Genomic DNA, 21,492 nt, shown 5'->3' with positions numbered 1-21,492 from the left:
TTGCCGGGCGCGGTGTTGACGGCGTTCGAACAGGGGCGTGGTGCACGCGGGGCGCGTCAGCGGCGGAAGCCGAGCGTCCGTACGGTGTCGGCGGCGGTGCGGTCGAACAGCAGGACGCTCGCGCAGCCCGGTGGCGGCCCGGTGGCGGCGACGCGCTCCAGGAGGCGGGCGAAGGCCCTGCGGTGCGCGCCGAAGGCGTGGCGGGAGACGCGGCGCCCGCGCGCGTGCTGCCCCGCGAGGGCGGCGTCGGGCGCGACGTCGAGCAGCAGCAGGTGCAGGGCGCCGCCGCGGCGGCGCGCCGCGCACGCGAGGAGGGCGCGCACCCAGCGCCTGTTGCCGCAGTCGTGCACCACGAGCCCGCGCCCGGAGCGCAGGGCGCGCAGGAGGCGCGCGTAGTGCGCGAGGCGTACCAGGGGGCGGTAGAGGGCGTAGGGCAGGCTCGGGTGCACGCGGCGCGCGAAGCGTTCCCTGACGTCCTGGGAGTCGAGGCGGTGGGCGCCGTGGGCGCCGGTTGCCGCGGTGCCTGCGGTGGCCGTGGCGTCCATGACGCCCGTGGCGGTGCGTACGGTGCGGCGGATCAGGGTGGACTTGCCGCTGCCCGGCAGCCCCGAGACCACGACGAGGTCCCCCGCGTCGAACCACAGCTCCGCGGGGACGGCCCCGGGGCGGCCCCTGAGGTCCCACACGCCGGGCATGGCTGTCGTGGCGGCCGCGTCGGGCGCGGTGACGGACATGCCGGACATGGGGGTCGTGTCGGATGCCGGCACCGTGATCGGCCTCCCCCGTGCGGTCGTGTCAGGGCCCTGACCCGAGTGTAAAGAAACGGTAATGCCGCACAAGGGTGTCTCTGCTTATGGCCGGATCGCGTCGTCGGTACGGCCCGTGGCCGCCGTCCGGCGCCGGTCACACGCGCGCGGCCCCGCACGAGGCCGCCTCGCGCCCCCGGCCGCCCCGCCCCGCGGCGCCCTTCCCGCAGGGCTCCGTACCGCCCCCGTACCGCTCACGTACCGGCGCCCGCGCGGGTCGCGGACCCGTCGCGGCGCCCGGAGACGCACCACCGCCCGGGCGCCCGGCACGCGCGCGTGCCATGATGTGCGCGCAAACTCCATAACGGCCGCTTGAATCCGCGCGGGAGAGTTCCCGGCCACCGGCCGGGGCGCCGAAGGAGCAAGTTCCTCCCTTGAATCTCTCAGGCCCCGATACCGCGCGGGCGAGGCGCATCTGAAAAGCGGGCCGCCCACGGGCGGTCCCACCGAAGGTGCAAGCCGGGACGGCAGCAGTCCGCGCGTCGGACGCCCCCGGTGAAGCTCTCAGGTTCCGATGACAGATGGGGAGGAAGTCACCCGCCCGTCCTGCCCTGGAGCCAGCCGATGACCCATGCCCCGCGCGCCGCCGCGCCGCCAAAACAGCCGGGCGCCCCGCGCCGTACCGCCCTCGACGCCGTGCACCGCTCCCTCGGTGCCGTCATGACCGACTTCGCCGGATGGGACATGCCGCTGCGCTACGGCAGCGAGCGCGGGGAGCACAGCGCCGTCAGGACCGCGGCCGGGCTCTTCGACCTGTCCCACATGGGCGAGATCACCGTCACGGGCCCGGAGGCGGGCGCCGCGCTCGACCACGCCCTGGTGGGCGCCTTCGGCACCCTGCGCGCCGGACGGGCCCGCTACACCATGATCTGCCGCACGGACGGCGGCATCCTCGACGACCTGATCGTCTACCGGCTCGACGACACGACGTACCTGGTCGTCGCCAACGCCGCCAACGCACGCACGGTGCTCGACGCCCTCACGGAGCGCGCGGAAGGCTTCGACGCGCGCGTGCGCGACGACCGCGACGCGTACGCGCTCCTCGCGGTGCAGGGCCCGGCGTCCGCCGGCATCCTCGGCGGGCTCACGGACGCCGCGCTTGAGGGTCTGAAGTACTACGCGGGGCTGCCGGGCACGGTCGCCGGGGTGCCCGCGCTGATCGCGCGCACCGGGTACACGGGCGAGGACGGCTTCGAGCTGTTCGTCGCGCCCGAGCACGCCGAGGGCCTGTGGGCGGCGCTCACCGAGGCGGGCGCGGACGCGGGCCTCGTGCCGTGCGGGCTGGCCTGCCGTGACACGCTGCGGCTCGAAGCGGGCATGCCGCTGTACGGGCACGAGCTGTCCACGGAGCTGACCCCGTTCGACGCCGGGCTCGGCCGGATCGTGAAGTTCGGCAAGGAGGGCGGCTTCGTCGGCAAGGACGCCCTGGAGGAGGCGGCGCGGCGCGCCGAGTCCGCCCCGCCGCGGGTGCTCGTCGGGCTCGTCGCGCGGGGCCGCAGGGTGCCGCGGGCCGGGTACCGGGTGCTCGCCGACGGCGCGCCGGTCGGCGAGGTCACCTCGGGCGCCCCCTCCCCCACCCTCGGGGCGCCCATCGCCATGGCCTACGTGGACGCCGCGCACGCGGCCCCCGGCGCCCCCGGGATCGCCGTCGACATCCGGGGCGCGGCGGAGCCGTACGACCTCGTGGCGCTGCCGTTCTACCGGCGCGGGAGCTGAAGCGCGCGCCGGTTCCCCGGCGGCGCCGTGCCCCCGCAGAGGATGGCGGGGGCGCCGCCGCGCACCGTCCCACCGGGCGGGAGCCCCGTCCCACTGGGCAAGACCCCGTACTGAGCAGTCCCCCGCGTACAGGAGAATTCAGCCATGAGCAATCCCGAGCACCTTCGCTACAGCAAAGAGCATGAGTGGGTGACGCCCACCGCCGACGGCGTGGCCACGGTCGGTATCACCGAGTACGCCGCCAACTCCCTCGGCGACGTCGTCTTCGCCCAGCTCCCCGAGGTCGGCGCGGCCATCACCGCGGGCGACGCCTGCGGCGAGCTGGAGTCGACGAAGTCGGTCAGCGACCTCTACTCGCCGGTGAGCGGCGAGGTGACCGAGGTCAACGAGGACGTGGCGAACGACCCTTCGCTGGTGAACTCCGAGCCGTACGAGGGCGGCTGGCTGTTCAGGGTGCGTGTCGCCGGGGAGCCGGACGACCTGCTCACCGCCGCCGAGTACGGCGAGTTCTCGGCCTCCGAGTAGGCCCCCGCGCCGCCGCGCCCGCGGGCGGCCCGCGCTCCCCCGTGGAGCGCCGGGGCCGCCGCCGGTGCGCAGGCGCCCTCCGTGACCGTCCCGCGCGGCACGCCGCCGGGACCAGACTCCCCAGGGACCCGTGATGTCGCTTCTCAACACCCCGCTCCACCAGCTCGACCCGGACGTCGCCGCCGCCGTCGACGCCGAGCTGCGCCGCCAGCAGTCCACGCTGGAGATGATCGCCTCGGAGAACTTCGCGCCCGTCGGCGTCCTTGAGGCGCAGGGCTCCGTGCTCACCAACAAGTACGCGGAGGGCTACCCGGGCCGCCGCTACTACGGGGGCTGCGAGCACGTCGACGTGGTCGAGCAGATCGCGATCGACCGTGTGAAGGAGCTGTTCGGCGCCGAGCACGCCAACGTCCAGCCGCACTCGGGGGCCCAGGCCAACGCCGCCGCGATGTTCGCGCTGCTGAAGCCGGGCGACACCATCATGGGCCTGAACCTCGCCCACGGCGGCCACCTCACCCACGGCATGAAGATCAACTTCTCCGGCAAGCTGTACCACGTGGTCGCCTACCACGTGGACGGCGAGACCGGGCGCGTCGACATGGCCGAGGTGGAGCGGCTGGCCAAGGAGAGCAGGCCGAAGCTGATCGTCGCGGGCTGGTCCGCGTACCCGAGGCAGTTGGACTTCGCCGCGTTCCGCAGGATCGCCGACGAGGTCGGCGCGTACCTGATGGTGGACATGGCCCACTTCGCGGGCCTGGTCGCGGCCGGTCTGCACCCCAACCCGGTGCCGCACGCGCACGTGGTGACCACCACCACCCACAAGACCCTCGGCGGCCCGCGCGGCGGCGTCATCCTCAGCACCGCGGATCTCGCGAAGAAGATCAACTCGGCGGTGTTCCCCGGCCAGCAGGGCGGGCCGCTCGAACATGTCATCGCGGCGAAGGCGGTCGCGTTCAAGGTGGCCGCGAGCGAGGACTTCAAGGAGCGCCAGCGGCGCACCGTGGAGGGCGCGGCGATCCTCGCCGAGCGCCTGGTGGCGCAGGACGTCGCGGCGGCGGGCGTCTCGGTGCTCTCCGGCGGCACCGACGTCCACCTGGTCCTCGTCGACCTGCGCGACAGCCGGCTCGACGGGCAGCAGGCCGAGGACCGGCTCCACGAGATCGGCATCACCGTCAACCGCAACGCCGTGCCGAACGACCCGCGTCCGCCGATGGTCACCTCGGGGCTGCGCATCGGCACCCCCGCGCTCGCCACCCGCGGCTTCGCCGCCGAGGACTTCCGCGAGGTCGCCGACGTCATCGCCGGGGCGCTGAAGCCGGACCTCGACGAGTCCGGCACGAAGGCGCTGGCCGGGCGGGTGACGGCGCTGGTGGCGAAGCACCCGCTGTATCCGAACCTGTAGCGCCCGCGGCCCCGGGGCACCGCCCCGGGGCCTTTCGTACGCTTGACCGTGGCAGCGCGCACCCCGACCGGGGCGCGGTGCCCGCGCCCTGCCACCCACGGGCCGCGCACCCCGCGGCCGACGGCGTGCCACGCCAGCAAGGAGTCATCCGTGGCCCTCTCGGTCTTCGACCTGTTCTCGGTCGGCATCGGACCCTCAAGCTCCCACACGGTCGGCCCGATGCGGGCGGCCCGGATGTTCGCGCGGCGGCTGCGGGGCGAGGGCCTGCTGGAGCGGACGCACACCGTCCACGCGGAGCTGTACGGCTCGCTCGGCGCGACGGGGCACGGACACGGCACCCCGCGCGCGGTGCTGCTCGGCCTCGCGGGCGAGTCCCCGCGCACCGTCGACGTCGACACGGCGCAGGAGCGCACGGACCGTATGCGCGCCACCGGGCGGCTGCCGCTGCTCGGCACCCACGAGATCGGCTTCGACACCGACCGCGACCTGGTGCTGCACCGCAGGCGGGCGCTGCCGTACCACGCCAACGGCATGACGCTGCGCGCGGCGGACGCGGCCGGGCGGGCGCTGCTGGAGAAGACGTACTACTCGGTCGGCGGCGGCTTCGTGGTGGACGAGGACGCGGTGGGCACGGACCGTATCGCCCTCGACGACACGGAGCTGACGCACCCGTTCCGCACCGGCGACGAGCTGATGGCGCGGGCCAGGGAGACCGGTCTCTCGGTGTCGGCGCTGATGCTGGAGAACGAGCGGGCGTGGCGCACCGAGGGCGAGGTGCGCGCGGAACTGCTGGAGATCTGGCGGGTGATGCGGGACTGCGTGGCGCGCGGCATGTCCCGTGAGGGGCTGCTGCCCGGCGGCCTCAAGGTGCGCAGGCGCGCGGCGTCCTCGGCGCGGCAGTTGCGCGCGGAGGGCGACCCCGCGGCGCGCGCGATGGAGTGGGTGACGCTGTACGCGATGGCGGTGAACGAGGAGAACGCCGCGGGCGGCCGGGTGGTGACCGCGCCGACCAACGGCGCGGCCGGCATCATCCCCGCGGTGCTCCGCTACTACCTGGACTTCGTGCCGGGCGCCGACGAGGAGGGCGTGGTGCGCTTCCTGCTGGCGGCGGGGGCGATCGGCATGCTCTTCAAGGAGAACGCGTCGATCTCGGGCGCCGAGGTGGGCTGCCAGGGCGAGGTGGGCTCGGCGTGCTCGATGGCGGCGGGCGCGCTCGCCGAGGTGCTGGGCGGCACCCCCGAGCAGGTGGAGAACGCGGCCGAGATCGGCATGGAGCACAATCTCGGCCTGACCTGCGACCCGGTGGGCGGCCTGGTGCAGATCCCCTGTATCGAGCGGAACGGCATGGCCGCGGTGAAGGCCATCACCGCGGCCCGCATGTCGATGCGCGGCGACGGCAACCACCTGGTCTCCCTCGACAAGGTCATCAAGACGATGCGCGAGACGGGCGCCGACATGAGCGTCAAGTACAAGGAGACGGCGCGCGGCGGGCTCGCCGTGAACATCATCGAGTGCTGAGGGCGGCGGGGCTGCCGGGGCCGGCCGCGGGCGTGAGGGGCGCCGGTACCGTGGAGCGCGTGCCCGAGATCTCACCGTGGTGGCAGGAGCCGACGCCCGCCGGGGCCGCGGCCCGCGTGCGGTGGCACGGGTGCACCGTGCCGCGTGCGGGCGGGGGCGGGGGATGAGCGGGCCGGGCGCGCCGGGCGGCGCGGGTCTCCTGGTGGGTCCCGGCGCCTCCCGCTGGCGGACGTTCGGGGGGCGGCGGGTCCTCGTCGCCGCCGTCAGGACGCTGACCTCCACCGTGCGGCTGCTGGAGACGCTGCCCGCGCTGCTGCGCGGGGACCGGCGTCTCGACGTCGTCTACGCCTTCGATCCGACCTCCGCGTTCAACGAGGGCGTCCTCGGGGCGCTGCGCGCCGCGGGCTGCCGGGTGCTGCCGTGGCCGCAGCTCGGCTCGGTCAGTCCCGACCTCATCGTCACCGCGAGCGAGAACCTCGACCTGCCGCGGGGCGACTGCCCGGTGCTGGTGCTGCCGCACGGCGTCGGGTTCCAGAAGCTGGTGCCCGACGCGCGCGGCCCGGGGACGCGGGTGTCGGGGATGGTGCCCGACGAGTGGCTGGAGTCGGGGCGTGCCTGGCTCGCGGTGTCGCACCCGGACCAGGAGCGGCAGTTGGTCGCCGCGCAGCCGAAGGCCGCGGGCCGCACGCTGCTGGTGGGCGACCCGGTGCTCGACGGGCTCTCGGCGAGCCTGTCGCTGGCGGACTCCTACCGGGCGGCGCTCGGCGCGGGCGATGGCAGGCGGCTCGTGGTGCTCAGCTCGACCTGGGGGCCCGCGTCGTTGATCGGGCGGCGGCCCGACCTGCCCGCGCAGCTCCTCGCGGAGCTGCCGTACGACCGCTACCGGGTGGCGCTGGTGCTGCACCCCAACGTGTGGTCGGCGCACGGTGCCTGGCACATCGAGACCCTGCTCGCCGACGCCCTCGACGCCGGTCTCCTGCTGGTGCCGCCCGTGCACGAGTGGCGCCAGGCGCTGGTCGCCGCGCACGCCGTGGTGGGGGACCACGGCAGTGTGACGCTGTACGGGGCGGCGCTGGGCAAGCCGGTGCTGCTGGGCGCGTTCGGGGACGACGCGGTGCCGGGGACGGCGATCACGGCGCTGGGCGCGACGGCGCCACGGCTCGGCGGCAGGGGTGAGCGCGGGCGGCAGATCGCGGCGGCGGTACGGGACGGGCAGGGCGCGGCACGGGCCGTGGCGGCGGCCGCGTTCGCGGACGAGGGGCACGCGCTCGACCGGCTGCGGGACGCGCTGTACCGGCTGGTGGGTCTCTCTGAGCCGGAGTCGCCCGCGCCGCGGGCCCGGCGGCTGCCGCCGCCCGCGGTGGCGGCGCGGCCGGTCACATCCTGGATGGTGGCGACCGACCTCGCCAGGGACGGCGGGCGGCGCACCGTGGCCGTGCGCCGTCGTCCCGCGGCGGTCTTCGAGGAGTGGACGGAGCCGCAGGACGCGCTCCTCCATCTCGCCTGCGACGACCGTGAGGCCGACGCGCAGCTCACCCAGAGCGCGGCGGTCCTGGTGCGCGGCGAGCCGGTACGGGCCGCGGTCGAGGCGCTCGCCTGGATCGGGGACACCCTGCGCGCGGTGCCCGGCAGCAGGGTCGCGGCGGTGCCGCTGGGGCCGCGGCAGTTTTTGGTGGGGCTGCGCGACGGGCGGGTGTACGAGGTCGCCACGACGGGGCCCGCCCTCGACGCGGGCGTTCCCGCCGCGGCGGTCTATGCCTGCCTGTGCGAGGGGGAGGTGGAGCCGGACGGCGCCCTGGTGGCGCTGCGGGTCGACGCGGGGCGTGCGCAGGACGTCTCGATCCGGCTCAGACACGGCACGCGCCCGGCGGGCTGAGCCGCACGCGCCGGGCGGCCCGTCATACGGGGGTGTCGCCCTGCTCCTCGTCGGCGGCGGGTCCCAGTGTCTCCAGGCGCCGCCTGACGCCCTCGGCTTCCGGGCTGTCGCCGTCGGCGTAGATCGTGTGGGCCGCGGCCAGTTGCTCCCGTACCGCGTCGAGGGGGGCGCCCGCGGCCTGGAGGACGTCGGCGAGGGCGACCCGGGCCCCGGCCTCGTAGTGCGGGCCCTCCACCTGGTGCAGTGTGTCGATCGCCGCGCGCAGCTCGTCCTCGGCCGTGGCGGTGTCGCCGAGCCGTCCGCGCAGGGCGCCGACGGCGGCCTGGGCGCGGGCCGCCATCCGTACGTCGGGCGCGGGCAGGGCGAGGAACGCGGCGTGTGACTTCTCCAGCGTCAGCAGCGCCTCGGCGCGCCTGGCGCGCGCCAGGGACTCGTCGCCCAGGTCCCTCGCGGTGGCGGCGAGCGCCTGGCCGAGGAAGAGGCGGGCGATGGCGGCGCCGCGCTCCTCCCCCGCCTCGGTGTTGAACCGCAGCGACTCGCGGTAGGCGAGGACCGCGGTGGGTGGGTCCCTCCTGTCCCAGTAGCGGCCGAGGAACTCCTGCACGGAGCCCTGGAGTACGGCGTGTCCCGAGCCGGCGGCGAGTGCGGCGGCCCTGGTCAGCTCCTCGTACGCCTCGTCGTACCGGCCGAGGTCCAGCAGCGGGCGCGAGCGCAGGCTGCGGAGCCTGGCCTCCAGGGCGGTCAGGCCGGCCCGGGCGGCGCAGCGGCTGCCGAGGTCGAGCGAGTTCAGCCAGTCGTCGAGGTGGCGGTGGTGCAGGAACAGCGCGACGAAGCCCTCGGCGAGCGGCGCCGCCACACCGTCCAGGTGGTGGCGGTGCGCCGCGCGCAGCACCGCCATGATGTTGGCGCGCTCGGCTTCGAGCCAGTCGAGCGCCGGGCCGCCGCCCGCGAAGGGGTCGGGCACCCGGTCGAGCAGGTCGCCGAGGCGTGCCAGGCGCAGCCGGTCGGCCCGCAGGGCGCGGTCGGCCCAGGCGACCTGGGCCAGGTAGCGGGTGGCCACGCGCAGCGCGACCGCCTTCTCGTCGGTCCCGGGGTCGCGCTCGGCGCGCTCGCGGGCGTGCAGCCTGACCAGGTCGTGGAGGCGGTAGCGGCCGTCGCCCGCGGGGTCGAGGAAGTTGGTGGCGCGCAGTTGCCGCAGCAGGGCCCTGGCGGTCGTGGTGTCGACGTCGGCCGCCGCCGCGGCCGTGCCCAGGTCGAAGGTGCGGCAGGGCAGCAGCCCCAGCGTCCGGTACATGCGGGCGGCGTCGGCGCCGAGGTCACGGTAGGCCACTTCGAGCGCGGCGGACATGGAGTTCTCCTCCCCCATTCCGATGCCGGCGAGCCGGCGGCGTTCGTCGGCCAGTTCCCCGACAAGCTCGGCGATGGTCAGGACGTCGTCCAGCAGCCGGGTCGCGACCAGCCAGATCGCCTTCGGCACCCGTCCGCACAGCTCCACGAGCCGCTCGGCGGCGGCCGGTTCTGCGGCGGTACGTGTCTCGCCCGCGACCTCCGCGAGGAGTTCGAGGGCACTCGCCCGGTCGAGCGGCGCCACCGAGATCGGGCGAGCGCCGTCGAGGTACAGCTCGGGGAACCTGCGGGTGCTGGTGACGAGCACGGCGCTGCCGAAACCCTCCGGGATCAGGGCGCTGACCTGCCCGGGGTGGCTGACGTCGTCGAGCAGCACGAGGATGCGCCGACCGCGGGTGGCGCACCGGTACTGCTCCCGCCGCTCCTCGACCGAGGGCTTGATGGCCGTGGCGTCGCAGCCGAGGGTGACAAGGCAGTGGAACAGGGCGGCACCGACGTCACCGCCGACCGCGGCGCGTCTGCGCAACTCCCCGTAGTCCACGAAGAGTTGCCCGTCGGGGAAGAGGCCGTTGCTGCGCCCCGCCCAGCGCCGGGCGAGGGTGGTCTTGCCGAGTCCCGGCAGTCCGTCGATGGCGCCGTATCCGATACCGCGGTCCTCGCGCCCCGCGCCGCCCACGAAGCGGTCGAGTAAGTCCAGGTACTGCTGCTGGTCGACGGGGCGGAAGGTGAGCGGGGGCACCTCGAAGGGGGAACGGCCCGCGGTGGCGGGCGGGGTGTAGGTGATCTGGCCGACCGAGCCGCTGACCTGGAGGACGAGCCCCGCGAAGTCGCCGCCGGTGATGACGTTGCGCGCCCCGCCCGGCTCCACGGGCCGCGCGCCCTCGCCCTGCTCCTCGTCCACCGCTCCCCCTCTCGGCCGCAGCCCCTCCGCCAACCGTAGAGAGCGCTCCGGCAAATGGGTAGCCGACGCCCCGTCAGCGGTACCGGGGCGGGGTCGGCGGGCCGCCGGGGCGGACGCGGCGGTGCGCCCCTTGGCGCTTTCCTGTTGCAGATGCTGCTAGCGTGCAGTTGCATATAGATTGCAATAAGGACCTGGAGGCATGAGACGTGGCCACGTACACGCTGCCGGAACTGCCGTACGACTACTCGGCCCTCGAACCGGTCATCGACCCGCAGATCGTCGAGCTGCACCACGACAAGCACCACGCCGCCTATGTGAAGGGCGCCAACGACACGCTCGAACAGCTCGCGGAGGCGCGGGACAAGGGGACGTGGGGGGCGGTCAACGGGCTGGAGAAGAACCTCGCGTTCCATCTCTCCGGGCACATCCTGCACTCGATCTACTGGCACAACATGACGGGCGACGGCGGCGGTGAGCCGCTGGCCGCGGACGGGGTGGGGGACCTCGCCGACGCGATCGCGGAGTCCTTCGGCTCCTTCGCGGGCTTCAAGGCGCAGCTCACCAAGGCAGCGGCCACCACCCAGGGCTCCGGCTGGGGCGTGCTCGCGTACGAGCCGGTGAGCGGGCGCCTCATCGTCGAGCAGATCTACGACCACCAGGGCAACGTGGGCCAGGGCTCGGTGCCGATCCTGGTCTTCGACGCCTGGGAGCACGCCTTCTACCTCCAGTACAAGAACCAGAAGGTGGACTTCATCGAGGCGATGTGGAACGTCGTCAACTGGCAGGACGTGGCCAGGCGCCACGCCGCGGCCAAGGAGCGCGCGGGCACCCTGCTGCTCGCCCCCTGACCGGGCCGCCGCCCGGCCCCCAGGCGTCCGCCTCGTGATCGTCTTCTCAGCCTTCACGGCGGACGGACAGAGGAAGGGCCCCCGCGAGGACGTGACTCGCGGGGGCCCTTCTCTTACGGGGCCACGGCCGTCACCCGGTACTGCCCGGTGGCGGCGTCCCGCACGGTGTTCACCTGGCCGGGGCACAGGTGCCGGGAGGAGAGGTTGCTCAGGATCTGCGGGACGGCGGCGATGGTGGTCTGGTAGCCGCCGTCGTGCATCAGGATGATGCCGCCAGGTTGCAGGGTGGCGGCGGCCTGCACGATCTGCTGGGTGCTCGCGCCGTTCCAGTCCTGGGAGTCGACGCTCCACAGCACCTCCGAGGTGAGGCCGAGTTGCAGCTCGTCGTTCCTGATCTGGGCGTTGGTCTCACCGTAGGGCGGGCGGAAGAGCGTGGGCCTGACGCCGATGGTCTGCTGGATGATGTTCTGGGTGTCGGCGATCTGGTTGTACGCGGCCGGCTCCCCTATCTGGGTCATGTGCGGGTGGTTCCAGGTGTGGTTGCCGATCCACATCCCGGCGGACTGCTCGGCGCGCAGCAGGTCGAGGTGCTGCTGGGCGTGCTCGCCCCAGATGAAGAAGGTGGCCTTGGCGCCGCCCGCGTTCAGGGCGTTCAGCAGCGCGGTGGTGGACGAGGGGTTCGGGCCGTCGTCGTAGGTGAGGCCGACGTAGCCGCCCGAGCAGTCGGCCCAGAGGCCGGCGCCCGCGGGGCCCTGGGCGGTGGCGTGCGCGGGGGTGGCGGCGAAGGCCGCGGCGGCCACGGTGAGCGTGGCGGCGGCGGTGCGCAGATGCTTGCGTGCGTGGCGGAACATGCTGCTCTCCTGTGGGGAGTCGGGGGGCGGGGGCGGTGCGGGTCCCGGCGGGCTCAGTCGAAGCCGGAGCCGGGCGGGAGCCGCCGGTCGTGGAACAGGTCGAGCGGGAAGGCCGCGGCGAGTTCTCCGTAGCCCTCGGGGTTGAGGTGCAGGTGGTCGCCGACGTCGTACGCGGGGTTCACCCGGCCGGGCAGGCCGGGGTCCCGCACGGCGCGGTCCAGGTCGACGACGGCGTCGAACCGGCCGCCGGTGCGTATCCAGTCGTTGACGGTGCGCCTGGCCGCGGCGCGGTTGCCGTCCGGGTCGTCGTAGTCGGCGTAGCCGCCGAAGGGGGTGAGGGTGGCGCCGTAGACGCGGATGCCCTGGGCGTGGGCCTGGACGACGATCTGGTCGAAGGCGGAGATCAGGTCGTCGGCGACGCGCTGCTGGCTCGCCTCGTCGGCGGGCGCGGTGCCGATGTCGTTGACACCCTCGAAGACGATCAGCGAGGTGACCCCCGACTGGGCGAGCACGTCGCGGTCGAGCCGTGCCACCCCGGCGGGGCCGAGGCCGTCGTTGAGGACGCGGTTGCCGCCCGCGCCCTGGTTGACGACCGCGTTGCCCGCGGTGCCCGGGTCCGCCAGCAGCCGGGCGCGGAGCTGGTCGGGCCAGCGGTCGTTGCGGTTGCTGGTGGAGCCGCGGCCGTCGGTGAGCGAGTCGCCGAGCACGGCGGTGGCGCGGGTGGCGCGCGGCGACCACACCTCGGCGCCGCTGAGGAAGTACCAGTGCTCCACCGACGCGGCGCCCGGCAGGCCGGTGTCGTCGAGGTGGTCGCCGCGGACCAGGTACGAGGCGGTGCGCGAGCCGGGGTGCGAGGTGATGTCGGTGGACGCCTGGCCCCGGGCGAGGTAGAGGGTGACGGTGAGGTCGGCGCCGGGCCCGACGGTGAAGTCGAGCGGGTCGGACACCACTTGGGCGCCGCGCTGCACCGTCGTCCCGGCCCGGCCGCGGAAGGTGAGCGGCCTGGCGGAGCCCGGCTCGGTCGCGCTCGCCCCCGCCGCGCCGCCCGCGGGCAGCGCCACGGAGGCCGCGGTGAGGGGCAGCGGGGCGCCGCCGAAGGCGTTGGAGAAGCGCAGCCTGAGCCGTTCGCCGCCGACGGAGACGTGGACGGTCTGGCGCAGGGTGCTGTCGACCAGCACCTCGCCGTCGCCGGTGAAGGGGGCGGGCGGCATGTTGGTGTCCTCGGTGAGCTGCGGCGTCGCCGTCCAGGTGTCCACCCAGTGGTCGCCGGGGGCCGGTTGTGCGCGGTGTTCCGTGCCGGGCGCCCCGGCCGCCCGGTGCGCCGCGCCGTCGGCGCCGAACGCGGCTCCCGCCGCGCCGAGGCACAGCGCGAGCACCACGGCGGCCAGGGCCTTCGCCGACCGGAAGCGGCGGGCGGCGGGCGCCGGAGGCACGGCGGCCTCGGGGGGTCCGGCCAGGCGCTGGCGCGCGGGGGCCAGGGACTTGTCGGTGCTTCTCTTCACTTCCGGCCTCTCCTGGGGTGCAGTGGTGTGACGGCCACCGGGTGGACACAGGGGTGTGCGTGGGGCACACGGTGTACGTGGCGGGTGGTGCGGGTGGTGCGTGCGGCGGGGGCGGACCGGTGCGGCGCGGTGTCGGCTACGGCTGGTCGAGGCCGAAGAAGGTGATCGCGCGGGCCGCCATCCCCGGCTGCGGCAGCGAGTGGCCGACGCCCTGGACGCTGACCGCCTCGACGGGCGCCCGGTCACCCGGGTCGCCGTAGCGGGTACGGGTCCAGCCCTGCTGCGGGGCGTCGCTGGACACCGGCATCTGGCCCACGCCGAGTACGTCGGTCCACTGCTTGATCTCCTCGCCGAAGTTGGCGTAGTCCAGCGTGGTGTCCGCGGTGCCGTGCCAGAGCTGCATACGGGGCCTCGGCCCGCCGTACCCGGGGTCGGCGGCGCGGACGAGGTCGCCCCACTCCCCGGCGGTGTGGGTGAGCTGCCCGCCCGAGCAGGTGCTGTTCCAGCCGGAGCCGTCGTCGGTGGCGAAGCAGCCGAACGGCACGCCCATGAACGCGGCCCCCGCCTGGAACACGTCGGGGTAGTCGCCGAGGAGGACGTTGGTCATCATGCCGCCCGAGGAGGCGCCGGTGACGTAGACGCGGTCGGGGTCGGCGCCGTAGGTGTCCTCGGCGTAGGTGACCATCGACATGATGCCGACCGGGTCGCTGCCGCCGCCCCTGCGCAGCGCCTGGGAGGTGGAGACGTCGAAGCACTGGCCGCTGCGGGTCGCCGACGGGTAGACGACGAGGAAGCCGTAGCGGTCGGCGAGCGCGGCGAACTCGGTGCCCGAGTAGAACGCGGGGCCCGAGCCCGTGCAGTAGTGCACGGCCACCAGCAGGGGCGCGCCCGCGCCCGCGCCGTCGGGCACATAGACGTGCATCCGCAGGTTGCTGGGGTTGTCGCCGAAGCCCGTGACCTCGGTGAGGGTGGCCGCGGAGGCCGGGGGCGCGCCGAGGAACAGCGCGGCGAGCAGCGGCAGTACGGCGCCGAACAGCACGGCGGCGAGGGTGCGGGGGCGGCGGGCGGCGGCCCGGGGCGGTGCGGCTCTGGTCGTCATGCTCATGCCCTTTCTAGACTGCGAAGGTGAAGGGTCTGCTTTTGCGCCTGTCGTCGCTGGACGCGGACGCCGCCGCCGCGGTGCGGGTGATCGCCCATTTCCAGGCGCTGTTGGGCGGCGGCCCGGTCGAACCGCTGGTACTGGTGCGGTCGACCGCCGGTCTCGCGCGGTGTCCCGCGGGGATGGAGCCGGCCGAAGGACACCGGGTGCGGTGCGCGCCCGACGGGTCGACGCTGCCCGGGGCGCCCGGGCGGGTCTCGGGGAGTGTGGAGCTGCCCGGGGGCGGGCGGGTGTGGCTGGAGCGTGCGGGCGCGCCGGGGCCGCTGGACGCGCTGGTACTCGAATGGCTGGCGCTCGCGGCGCGGATGGGCGGTGCGGGGCACGGCGGCCGGGCGCCGCAGGCGGCCGACCCCGCGCTGGTGGAGCTGGCGCTCTCGGGCCGCGAGGCGGCGGCCGACCGGGTGCGGGCGCTTCGGCTGCTCGGTCTGAACCCGGCCAGGGCGCTGAGGGTGGCGGCCGCCGACGCGGGCCCCGGCGCGGAGCCGGGGGTGGAGACGGTGGCGCTGCTGGCCCGCAGCGCGCTGCCCGCCGTGGTGCGGGTCGCGGCGGTGGGGCGGCTCACCGCGACGCTTGTTCAGCCGCGGGACGGCGCGGACTCCCCCGCCGCGGCGCTGCGCCGCACGGTCGTCGAGCGCTCCCGCGAGCTGCGCGGGGGCGGGGCGCGGGTGGCGGGGACGCGCTTCGGGATAGGCGGCAGCGTGGCGGCGGAACTGGCGCCGCTCTCCTGGGCGCAGGCGCGCACGGCGCTGCGGTTCGCGGCGGGCGGCGGCCCCGAGGACGAGGTGGTCGACCACGACGCGCTGGGACCGCTCGCGCTGCTCGCCGACCTGCCCGCCGCCCGGCTGCGCGCCGAGCCCGGGGTGCGGGCGCTTGCGGAACTGGCCGGGCGGGACGGTGCGGAGCTGAGCGTGGCCGCCCTCGCGGCGTTCTGCCGGCACGGGTCGCTGCGCAGGGCGGCGGCGGCGCTGCATCTGCACCACAGCTCGGTGGCCGCGCGGCTGGCGCAGGTGGAGTCGGCACTCGGCTGGCGGCTCGGCGACCCGGGCGGGCTGCTGAGGGCCCAACTCGCGTTGTACGCCTGGCGGCTCTCCCGTTCGGACGACGCGACGGGGGACGGTGCGGGGGACGGCGGGGCGAGCGGGACGCGGGGCGGTGTGGGAGATGGTGCGGCGGACGGCGCCTGGGACGGCGGGGGCGCGGGCGGCGCCGGGCACGGTGCGGGTGACGGGGGCGGTGTGGGTACGGGGGCCGGTGGCGCCGGGGGTACGGGGGCCGGTGCGGGGTGATCCGTGCGGGCGACGCTCATCTGCGTGATCCCTCGGGCAGCGGGCCGAGACCCTCGCGGAGCGCGCCCAGTGCCTCGTCGGTGATGCGGCGGGCCACGGCGGAGTGTGCGACGGCGGCGCAGCCGTGGAAGGTGCCCGGGTAGCTCCTGAGGTCGACCCGGACCCCGGCGGCGGCGAGCGCCCCGGCGAAGTCCACCCCCTCGTCGTGCAGCGGGTCGAACTCCATCACGGCGATGTACGCGGGCGGCAGCCCGGCCAGGTCCGCGCTGCGGGCGGGCGCCGCGTAACCGGTGACGCCCGAGCTGCCCGGCACCCCGGGCCCGAGGTAGCGCTGCCAGCTCAGCCAGGCGTTGCGGCGGTTCCACACCGGGGTGTCGGTGAAGCGGCGGGCGCTCAAGGTCGCGAGGCGGTCGTCGAGGGCGGGGCTGTGCAGGTGCTGGAGGCGGATCGCGGGGCCCGACCTGTCGCGGGCGAGCAGCGCCACCCCCGCGGCGAGTCCCCCGCCCGCGCTGTCCCCCCATATCCCGATGCGGGCGGGGTCGGCGCCGAGCCCCGTGGCGTGTGCCGCGAGCCAGCACAGGGCGGCGTAGCAGTCGTCGAGGGCGGCGGGGAAGCGGTGTTCGGGGGCGAGCCGGTAGTCCACGGCGACGACGACGGCGGGCAGTTCGCGGCAGAGCCGCAGGCTCAGCTCGTGGTCGGCGTCGGGCGAGCCGAGGACGAAGCCGCCGCCGTGCAGGCTGAGCAGCGCGGGCAGCGGCCCCGTGGCGCCCTCGGGCCGGTAGATCCGCAGCGGCACCGGGGGGCCGCCGTTCCCGCCGGGGGCGTGGGTGTGGGAGATCTCGGTCCCGCGCTCGTCGGCCTCCGCGAGCGCCGCCTTCAGCTCGGCGGCCTGCGCCGCCCTGGCGGCCGTGAGGTCGGTGATGTCGACCTCGGCCATCAGGGAGAGCGCGGCTGCCAGTTCGGGATCGAAGGGGTACGTCATGCCCGCTCCTCCGTGGGGGGGGCGCGCCGTGGGGGCGCGTGCCATGAACCGTCCCACGACAGGCGCGGGACGGTCACCAGACGGGCGTCGGGGAAGCGGCACCGCCCGCCCGACATCCGTGCGGCACGGCGCCCCTCACGAGACTGGCTGACGCCCCATCAGGCAGACACCCTCGTCGAGGAGTTCACAGTCACGGAGTCCACCGCCGGAGAACACCACTGGGAAAGCATCGCCAGGGAACCACTGCCCGGGAATCACCACCGGGCAGTCACCGCCAGGGAATTCACCGGGGCACGTCCATGCGCTGGGTGCCGAGGACGGAGAGCAGTCGCAGGGCCTCCTCGTCGGAGGAGCCGGGGGTGGCGGTGTAGATCACCAGGCTCTGGTCGCGGTCGCTGATGTCGAGGACGTCGCAGTTGAGGGTGACGGGGCCGACCACCGGATGCCGGAAGGTCTTGCGGAGCGCGGGCTGCGACGCGACGTCGTGCGAGGCCCAGAGCCCGGCGAAGTCCTCGCTCCCGGCGAGCAGTTCGGCCACCAGCGCGGTGACCTCGGGGTCGCCCGGGTAGCGTGCGGCGGTGGCCCTGAGCCGCCGCGCCGCGTGGCAGGCGAACGACCGCATGTCGGAGACCCCGTACAGCCAGGGCCCCTGTCCTTCGGTGCCGAGGAAGACCCGGCGCATCAGGTTGCGGTCGCGGCGCGGGACGGCGGAGAAGTCCTCCATCAGGGCGGCCGCGAGATCGTTCCAGGCGATCACCTCAAGGGTCGCGGACATCACCGTCGCCGCGGCCTGCGGCAGCCGTTCGAGCAGGTCGAGGATGCTCTGCCCGACCTCGCGCGAGGGCCCGGGCGGCGGTCCTGGCGGGGCGCCCGCGAGGTGGTGGAGGTGGGCGGACTCGGCGTCGCTGAGCCGCAGCGCCCTGCCGAGGCCCGCCAGCACCTCACGGGAGGGGCGCGGGGCGCGGCCCTGTTCGAGCCGGGTGTAGTACTCGGTGGAGATGAACGCCAGACGCGCGGCCTCCTCGCGGCGCAACCCCGGCGTGCGCCGCCTCGGCCCGGCGGGCAGGCCCACGTCGGCGGGCGCGATCCGCTCGCGCCTGCTGCGCAGGAAGGCGGCCAGCTCTCTTCTGTCCATACGGTCCACGCTGTCCAGTGTGCGTCCGCGGCCGGTCCCCATCCAGGTACCGCCGGTGCCTGGATGGGCCGGGGCGGGCGGAGCAGGCTCACCGCCATGACCCATGCGACGACCACCAGTGCACCGGCCCACGACACCGCCCCCGGGGGCCTGCTCGCCGGGAAGACGGTCCTTGTCACCGGCGCCGGGCGCGGCATCGGCGCCGCCGCGGCCCGGCTCTTCGCCCGGGAGGGCGCCCGGGTGCTGCTCGCGGCACGTACCGAGGAGGAGCTGAAGAACGTCACCGAGGAGATCAGGGCCGCCGGGGGCACCGCGGACCTGGCGGTGTGCGACCTGGCCGACGAGGAGAGTGTGCGCGCGGCCGTGGACCGCGCCGTGCAGCTGTACGGGCGGCTCGACGCCGCCTTCAACAACGGCGCCGCGTTCACCCCGCCGACGCCGCTCGACGCGGTGCCCACCGCCGAGTTCGACCTGCTCTACACCGTGAACCTGCGGGGCCCCTGGCTCGCGATGGCCGCCGAGGTCGCCGCGATCCGCGCCACCGCGGGCACCGGCGCCATCGTCAACAACTCCAGCGTCGGCAGCCTGCGCGGCAACCCCCAACTCCCCGTGTACGGGGCGATGAAACGGGCCGTGAACAGCCTCACCGAGTCCGCCGCCCTCACATACGGGCCCGAGGGCATCAGGATCAACGCCATCGCGCCGGGCAACACAGGCACCGCGATGATGCGGGCGTGGGAGGACGTGGCCGCCCCGGGCTTCGCCGACATGCTGGTCTCCCGCACCCCGCTGCGCCGTCAGGCCACCCCGGAGGAGATCGCCGAGGCGGCCGCGTGGCTGCTGAGCGACCGTGCCTCCTTCGTCACCGGGGCGGTGCTCCCGGTGGACGGCGGCGCCAGCGCCTGACCGGGCCACCGGTCACGGGCCCCGTACGACGCCTCCGGCCACCGGCCCCGTACACCCCACCGCCCGACGACCGCCGCACGGTCGCACGCCCCGCCGCCCCCGGCCCCGGCCGCCGCGCGGCACCGCGCCACGCCGCGCGCCACGGTGCACGCCCGTGAACGTTTCCCGCACTCCCGGTCAACACCCGCCCCGTCCTCTTCCCCAGGACCGCGTGCCGTGCTGAAGTCTCGTGTGCATGCCGTGATGTGACGAGACGTCTGGGGTGAGAGTGGTCGTGGTTTCGGTACCGGGTGTCAGAAATGCCGGATTCACCGGGCGCGCGGGGGCGCCGCGCAGCCGCCCGTCCCCACGGTCGGCCGCGGTGGCGCTGACCGCGTGCGCGGCGCTGCTCGGCGCGGGGCTCGCCGCGGCGACGCCCGCGAGCGCGGCGCCCTCCGTGGTGTCGGCCGTCGGGCGGCAGCGCGGGCTCGCGCCCGGCGTCGGGTACCGCGACGTCTCCCTCACCGCGTCCCAGGGCCGGGTCAACGGGCATCTGGTCACGGTGGACCTGCGCAACCCGCGGGTGTCGGTCGACCTGCTGCACGGCACCTCGGTGACCGACAGGCAGCCGGTCTCCGCGCTCGCGGACGGGCAGGGCGCGGTGGCCGGGGTCAACGGCGACTTCTTCAACATCGACGAGACCCACCCCGGCATCGAGCCCACCGGTTCGAGCGACGGGCCCGAGATCGCCGCGGGCCGCCAGTTGAAGGCGGCCGTGCCCGACGGGCAGCGGTTCGGGCCCGCGCTGCCCGTCGGCACCGGCACCCGGGACGTCATCGGGGTGGGGGTGGACCGCAGGGCGAGGCTCGACACCCTCACCCTGAAGGGCGCCGCCCTGACCACGCGCGGGGTGCTGCCGCTCGGCGGCCTCAACCAGTACGCGGTGCCGCAGAACGGCGTCGGCGCCTACACCTCCGACTGGGGCACCGTCTCCCGGGCCCGCGCGGCCTGCGGCAGCGACACGGTGCGCGCCGACCCCTGCACCCCCGACGCGTACGAGGTGGCGGTGCGCGGCGGCCGGGTGGTGTCCGGCTCCGCGCGGCTCGGCTCGGGCGCCATCGCGCGCGGCACCACGGTGCTGGTGGGCAGGGAGCGGGGCGCGGACGCGCTGCGCCGACTGCGCCCCGGCACCCCGGTGCACCTCTCGTACCGGCTGGCGGCGCGCCACCCCGTGCCGCTGCGGTTCGCGGTGGGCGGCTTCCCCGTGCTGCGCGGCGGCGCGCCGCTGCCCGGCCTCGACGACGCCACCGCCGCCACCCGCACCGCCGCGGGCCTCGGCGACCACGGGCGGCGCCTCTACCTGTTCGCGCTCGACGGCGCCGCGGAGGACAGCGCGGGGCTGACCGTCGCGGAACTGGCGCGGGTGATGCGGGACTTCGGCGCCGACGACGCGGTCAACCTGGACGGCGGCGGCTCCACCACCCTGGTCACCCGCGCCCCCGGCGCCGGCCATGTCACGGTCCGCAACCACCCGGGCGGCATCGCGGAGCGCCCGGTGCCGAACGGGATCGGGGTGTTCGCCCGGCGCTGACCCGGCGCGTCAGGCGGCGGCCCTGTCCCCCGGGGCGCGCCGCCGCATGGCGGGGGTGGTCAGCGAGGGCGGGGTCCAGGCGCCGTCCGGCGGGTAGACGTCGGTGCCGGGCGGCACGATCGCGTCGATCCGGTCGAGCGCGGAGTCGTCGAGCACCAGCTCGGCGCCCGCGAGGCTGTCCCGGAGCTGCTCCATGGTGCGCGGGCCGATGATCACCGAGGTGACTGCCGGGTGCGCGAGCGGGAAGGCGACGGCCAGTTGCGGCAGCGTGCAGCCCATCTCCTCGGCCAGCGCGACCAGTTGCTCGACGGCGTCGAGCTTGGCCGCGGTCAGCGGTGACTCCGGGTCGAAGCGGTTCGGGTTGAGCACGGCGCGCCCGTGGGACAGATCCATCTGCTGTCCCTTGCGGTAGCGCCCGGTCAGGAACCCGGAGGCCAGCGGGCTCCAGGTCAGCACGCCCATGCCGAGGCGCCCGGCCACCGGCAGCAGCCGGTTCTCGATGCCGCGCGCCAGCAGGCTGTACGGGGGCTGCTCGGTGCGGAAGCGGTGGAGCCCGCGCCGCTCGGCGACGTGGTACGCCTCGACGATCTCGTCGGCGGGGAAGGTGGAGCAGCCGAAGGCCCTGATCTTGCCCTGCCGCACCAGGTCGGTCAGCGCCGACAGGGTCTCCTCGACGTCGGTGGTGGCGTCGGGCCTGTGCACCTGGTAGAGGTCGATCCAGTCCGTGCCGAGCCGCCGCAGGCTGTCCTCGACCTCCCGCACGATCCACCGCCGCGAGTTGCCGCCCCTGTTCGGCCCCTCCCCCATCGGGAAGTGCACCTTGGTGGCGAGCACCACGTCGTCGCGGCGCCCCTTGAGCGCCTTGCCGACGATGGTCTCGGACTCGCCGGAGGAGTACATGTCGGCGGTGTCGACGAAGTTGACGCCCTCGTCCAGCGCGGCGTGCACGATCCTGGCGCAGTCGTCGTGGTCGGAGTTGCCGATGAAGCCGAACATCATGGTGCCGAGGCAGTAGGTGCTGACCTCGATGCCGGTGCCGCCCAGAGCGCGGTAGCGCATGCCGTTCCCCCATGTGACCCGTGGTGCTGACGGGGCCGAGCCTACGTTTTCGAGCACGCTCGAAGGCAAGCCGGGAGAGGCGGGTGCGCCGCGGGCCCGCTCA

Annotated in this window: 17 protein-coding genes and 1 riboswitch; of the genes, 9 read left to right on the top strand and 8 right to left on the bottom strand. The window is 75.2% G+C overall.

Annotation, left to right across the window (positions count from 1 at the left end):
• Nucleotides 1-56: 56 nt before the first annotated feature.
• Nucleotides 57-734, bottom strand: a complete 678-nt coding sequence (locus ACIBIW_RS31305; RefSeq protein ID WP_399341080.1) for an AAA family ATPase — start codon at nucleotides 732-734, stop codon at nucleotides 57-59.
• A gap of 385 nt (nucleotides 735-1,119) precedes the next feature.
• A riboswitch (glycine riboswitch) is annotated at nucleotides 1,120-1,215 on the top strand.
• Between the two features lie 155 nt (nucleotides 1,216-1,370).
• On the opposite strand from ACIBIW_RS31305, the gene gcvT reads away from it, so the two are divergent.
• The 5 genes from gcvT (at nucleotide 1,371) to ACIBIW_RS31280 (ending at nucleotide 7,843) form a co-directional block, all read left to right on the top strand.
• Nucleotides 1,371-2,522, top strand: a complete 1,152-nt coding sequence (gcvT, locus tag ACIBIW_RS31300) for a glycine cleavage system aminomethyltransferase GcvT (RefSeq protein ID WP_399340972.1) — start codon at nucleotides 1,371-1,373, stop codon at nucleotides 2,520-2,522.
• 144 nt (nucleotides 2,523-2,666) lie between these two features.
• On the top strand, nucleotides 2,667-3,047 hold the full coding sequence (gene gcvH / locus ACIBIW_RS31295; RefSeq protein ID WP_399340970.1) for a glycine cleavage system protein GcvH: 381 nt from the start codon (nucleotides 2,667-2,669) through the stop codon (nucleotides 3,045-3,047).
• 133 nt (nucleotides 3,048-3,180) lie between these two features.
• Complete coding sequence (gene glyA / locus ACIBIW_RS31290; RefSeq protein ID WP_399340967.1) at nucleotides 3,181-4,449, top strand: serine hydroxymethyltransferase; 1,269 nt, start codon at nucleotides 3,181-3,183, stop codon at nucleotides 4,447-4,449.
• A 150-nt stretch (nucleotides 4,450-4,599) separates the two neighbouring features.
• Nucleotides 4,600-5,967, top strand: a complete 1,368-nt coding sequence (locus tag ACIBIW_RS31285) for an L-serine ammonia-lyase (protein WP_399340966.1) — start codon at nucleotides 4,600-4,602, stop codon at nucleotides 5,965-5,967.
• A 163-nt stretch (nucleotides 5,968-6,130) separates the two neighbouring features.
• Nucleotides 6,131-7,843 carry a hypothetical protein gene (locus ACIBIW_RS31280; RefSeq protein ID WP_399340964.1) on the top strand — a complete coding sequence of 571 codons (1,713 nt, stop codon included), beginning with the start codon at nucleotides 6,131-6,133 and terminating at the stop codon, nucleotides 7,841-7,843.
• Nucleotides 7,844-7,865: 22 nt separating this feature from the next.
• Here the strand turns inward: ACIBIW_RS31280 and ACIBIW_RS31275 are convergent, their stop codons facing one another.
• Nucleotides 7,866-10,091, bottom strand: coding sequence for an NB-ARC domain-containing protein (locus ACIBIW_RS31275; protein ID WP_399340962.1), 2,226 nt, complete (start codon nucleotides 10,089-10,091; stop codon nucleotides 7,866-7,868).
• Between the two features lie 206 nt (nucleotides 10,092-10,297).
• On the opposite strand from ACIBIW_RS31275, the gene ACIBIW_RS31270 reads away from it, so the two are divergent.
• Nucleotides 10,298-10,939, top strand: coding sequence for a superoxide dismutase (locus ACIBIW_RS31270; RefSeq protein ID WP_399340960.1), 642 nt, complete (start codon nucleotides 10,298-10,300; stop codon nucleotides 10,937-10,939).
• A gap of 113 nt (nucleotides 10,940-11,052) precedes the next feature.
• On the opposite strand, the gene ACIBIW_RS31265 is transcribed toward ACIBIW_RS31270, so the two are convergent.
• From ACIBIW_RS31265 to ACIBIW_RS31255, 3 genes are all read right to left on the bottom strand, one after another.
• A complete protein-coding gene (locus ACIBIW_RS31265; RefSeq protein ID WP_399340957.1) occupies nucleotides 11,053-11,790 on the bottom strand; it encodes a polysaccharide deacetylase family protein in 738 nt (245 codons plus the stop codon).
• A gap of 53 nt (nucleotides 11,791-11,843) precedes the next feature.
• On the bottom strand, nucleotides 11,844-13,178 hold the full coding sequence (locus tag ACIBIW_RS31260; protein ID WP_399341078.1) for an SGNH/GDSL hydrolase family protein: 1,335 nt from the start codon (nucleotides 13,176-13,178) through the stop codon (nucleotides 11,844-11,846).
• 250 nt (nucleotides 13,179-13,428) lie between these two features.
• Complete coding sequence (locus ACIBIW_RS31255) at nucleotides 13,429-14,391, bottom strand: alpha/beta hydrolase family esterase (RefSeq protein ID WP_399340955.1); 963 nt, start codon at nucleotides 14,389-14,391, stop codon at nucleotides 13,429-13,431.
• 26 nt (nucleotides 14,392-14,417) lie between these two features.
• Here ACIBIW_RS31255 and ACIBIW_RS31250 point away from each other — a divergent pair, with 26 nt between their 5' ends.
• Entirely contained in the window at nucleotides 14,418-15,737 is a 1,320-nt protein-coding gene (locus ACIBIW_RS31250) for a PucR family transcriptional regulator (protein ID WP_399340953.1), read from the top strand.
• A gap of 16 nt (nucleotides 15,738-15,753) precedes the next feature.
• Here ACIBIW_RS31250 and ACIBIW_RS31245 read toward each other — a convergent pair whose 3' ends face one another.
• Nucleotides 15,754-16,719, bottom strand: coding sequence for an alpha/beta hydrolase (locus tag ACIBIW_RS31245; protein ID WP_399340951.1), 966 nt, complete (start codon nucleotides 16,717-16,719; stop codon nucleotides 15,754-15,756).
• Nucleotides 16,720-17,002: 283 nt separating this feature from the next.
• A complete protein-coding gene (locus ACIBIW_RS31240) occupies nucleotides 17,003-17,854 on the bottom strand; it encodes a helix-turn-helix transcriptional regulator (protein ID WP_399340950.1) in 852 nt (283 codons plus the stop codon).
• A 96-nt stretch (nucleotides 17,855-17,950) separates the two neighbouring features.
• On the opposite strand from ACIBIW_RS31240, the gene ACIBIW_RS31235 reads away from it, so the two are divergent.
• Complete coding sequence (locus tag ACIBIW_RS31235) at nucleotides 17,951-18,760, top strand: SDR family NAD(P)-dependent oxidoreductase (RefSeq protein WP_399340948.1); 810 nt, start codon at nucleotides 17,951-17,953, stop codon at nucleotides 18,758-18,760.
• Nucleotides 18,761-19,127: 367 nt separating this feature from the next.
• Nucleotides 19,128-20,330: a phosphodiester glycosidase family protein gene (locus ACIBIW_RS31230; protein WP_399341076.1), complete on the top strand. Its 1,203-nt coding sequence runs from the start codon at nucleotides 19,128-19,130 to the stop codon at nucleotides 20,328-20,330.
• A 9-nt stretch (nucleotides 20,331-20,339) separates the two neighbouring features.
• On the opposite strand, the gene ACIBIW_RS31225 is transcribed toward ACIBIW_RS31230, so the two are convergent.
• Nucleotides 20,340-21,389 carry an aldo/keto reductase gene (locus ACIBIW_RS31225; RefSeq protein ID WP_399340946.1) on the bottom strand — a complete coding sequence of 350 codons (1,050 nt, stop codon included), beginning with the start codon at nucleotides 21,387-21,389 and terminating at the stop codon, nucleotides 20,340-20,342.
• Nucleotides 21,390-21,492: the final 103 nt, after the last annotated feature.

The organism is Streptomyces sp. NPDC050560, assembly GCF_044457285.1.
Classification (GTDB): Bacteria; Actinomycetota; Actinomycetes; order Streptomycetales; family Streptomycetaceae; genus Streptomyces.
This window is presented reverse-complemented; position numbering and strand designations above follow the sequence as displayed.

Coding starts and splice junctions, on each gene's coding strand:
- ACIBIW_RS31225 (WP_399340946.1), bottom strand. CDS start 21,389: ATGCGCTACCGCGCTCTGGGCGGCACCGGCATCGAGGTCAGCACCTAC.
- gcvT (WP_399340972.1), top strand. CDS start 1,371: ATGACCCATGCCCCGCGCGCCGCCGCGCCGCCAAAACAGCCGGGCGCC.
- ACIBIW_RS31235 (WP_399340948.1), top strand. CDS start 17,951: ATGACCCATGCGACGACCACCAGTGCACCGGCCCACGACACCGCCCCC.
- ACIBIW_RS31240 (WP_399340950.1), bottom strand. CDS start 17,854: ATGGACAGAAGAGAGCTGGCCGCCTTCCTGCGCAGCAGGCGCGAGCGG.
- glyA (WP_399340967.1), top strand. CDS start 3,181: ATGTCGCTTCTCAACACCCCGCTCCACCAGCTCGACCCGGACGTCGCC.
- ACIBIW_RS31255 (WP_399340955.1), bottom strand. CDS start 14,391: ATGACGACCAGAGCCGCACCGCCCCGGGCCGCCGCCCGCCGCCCCCGC.
- ACIBIW_RS31265 (WP_399340957.1), bottom strand. CDS start 11,790: ATGTTCCGCCACGCACGCAAGCATCTGCGCACCGCCGCCGCCACGCTC.
- ACIBIW_RS31305 (WP_399341080.1), bottom strand. CDS start 734: ATGTCCGTCACCGCGCCCGACGCGGCCGCCACGACAGCCATGCCCGGC.
- ACIBIW_RS31280 (WP_399340964.1), top strand. CDS start 6,131: ATGAGCGGGCCGGGCGCGCCGGGCGGCGCGGGTCTCCTGGTGGGTCCC.
- ACIBIW_RS31245 (WP_399340951.1), bottom strand. CDS start 16,719: ATGACGTACCCCTTCGATCCCGAACTGGCAGCCGCGCTCTCCCTGATG.
- gcvH (WP_399340970.1), top strand. CDS start 2,667: ATGAGCAATCCCGAGCACCTTCGCTACAGCAAAGAGCATGAGTGGGTG.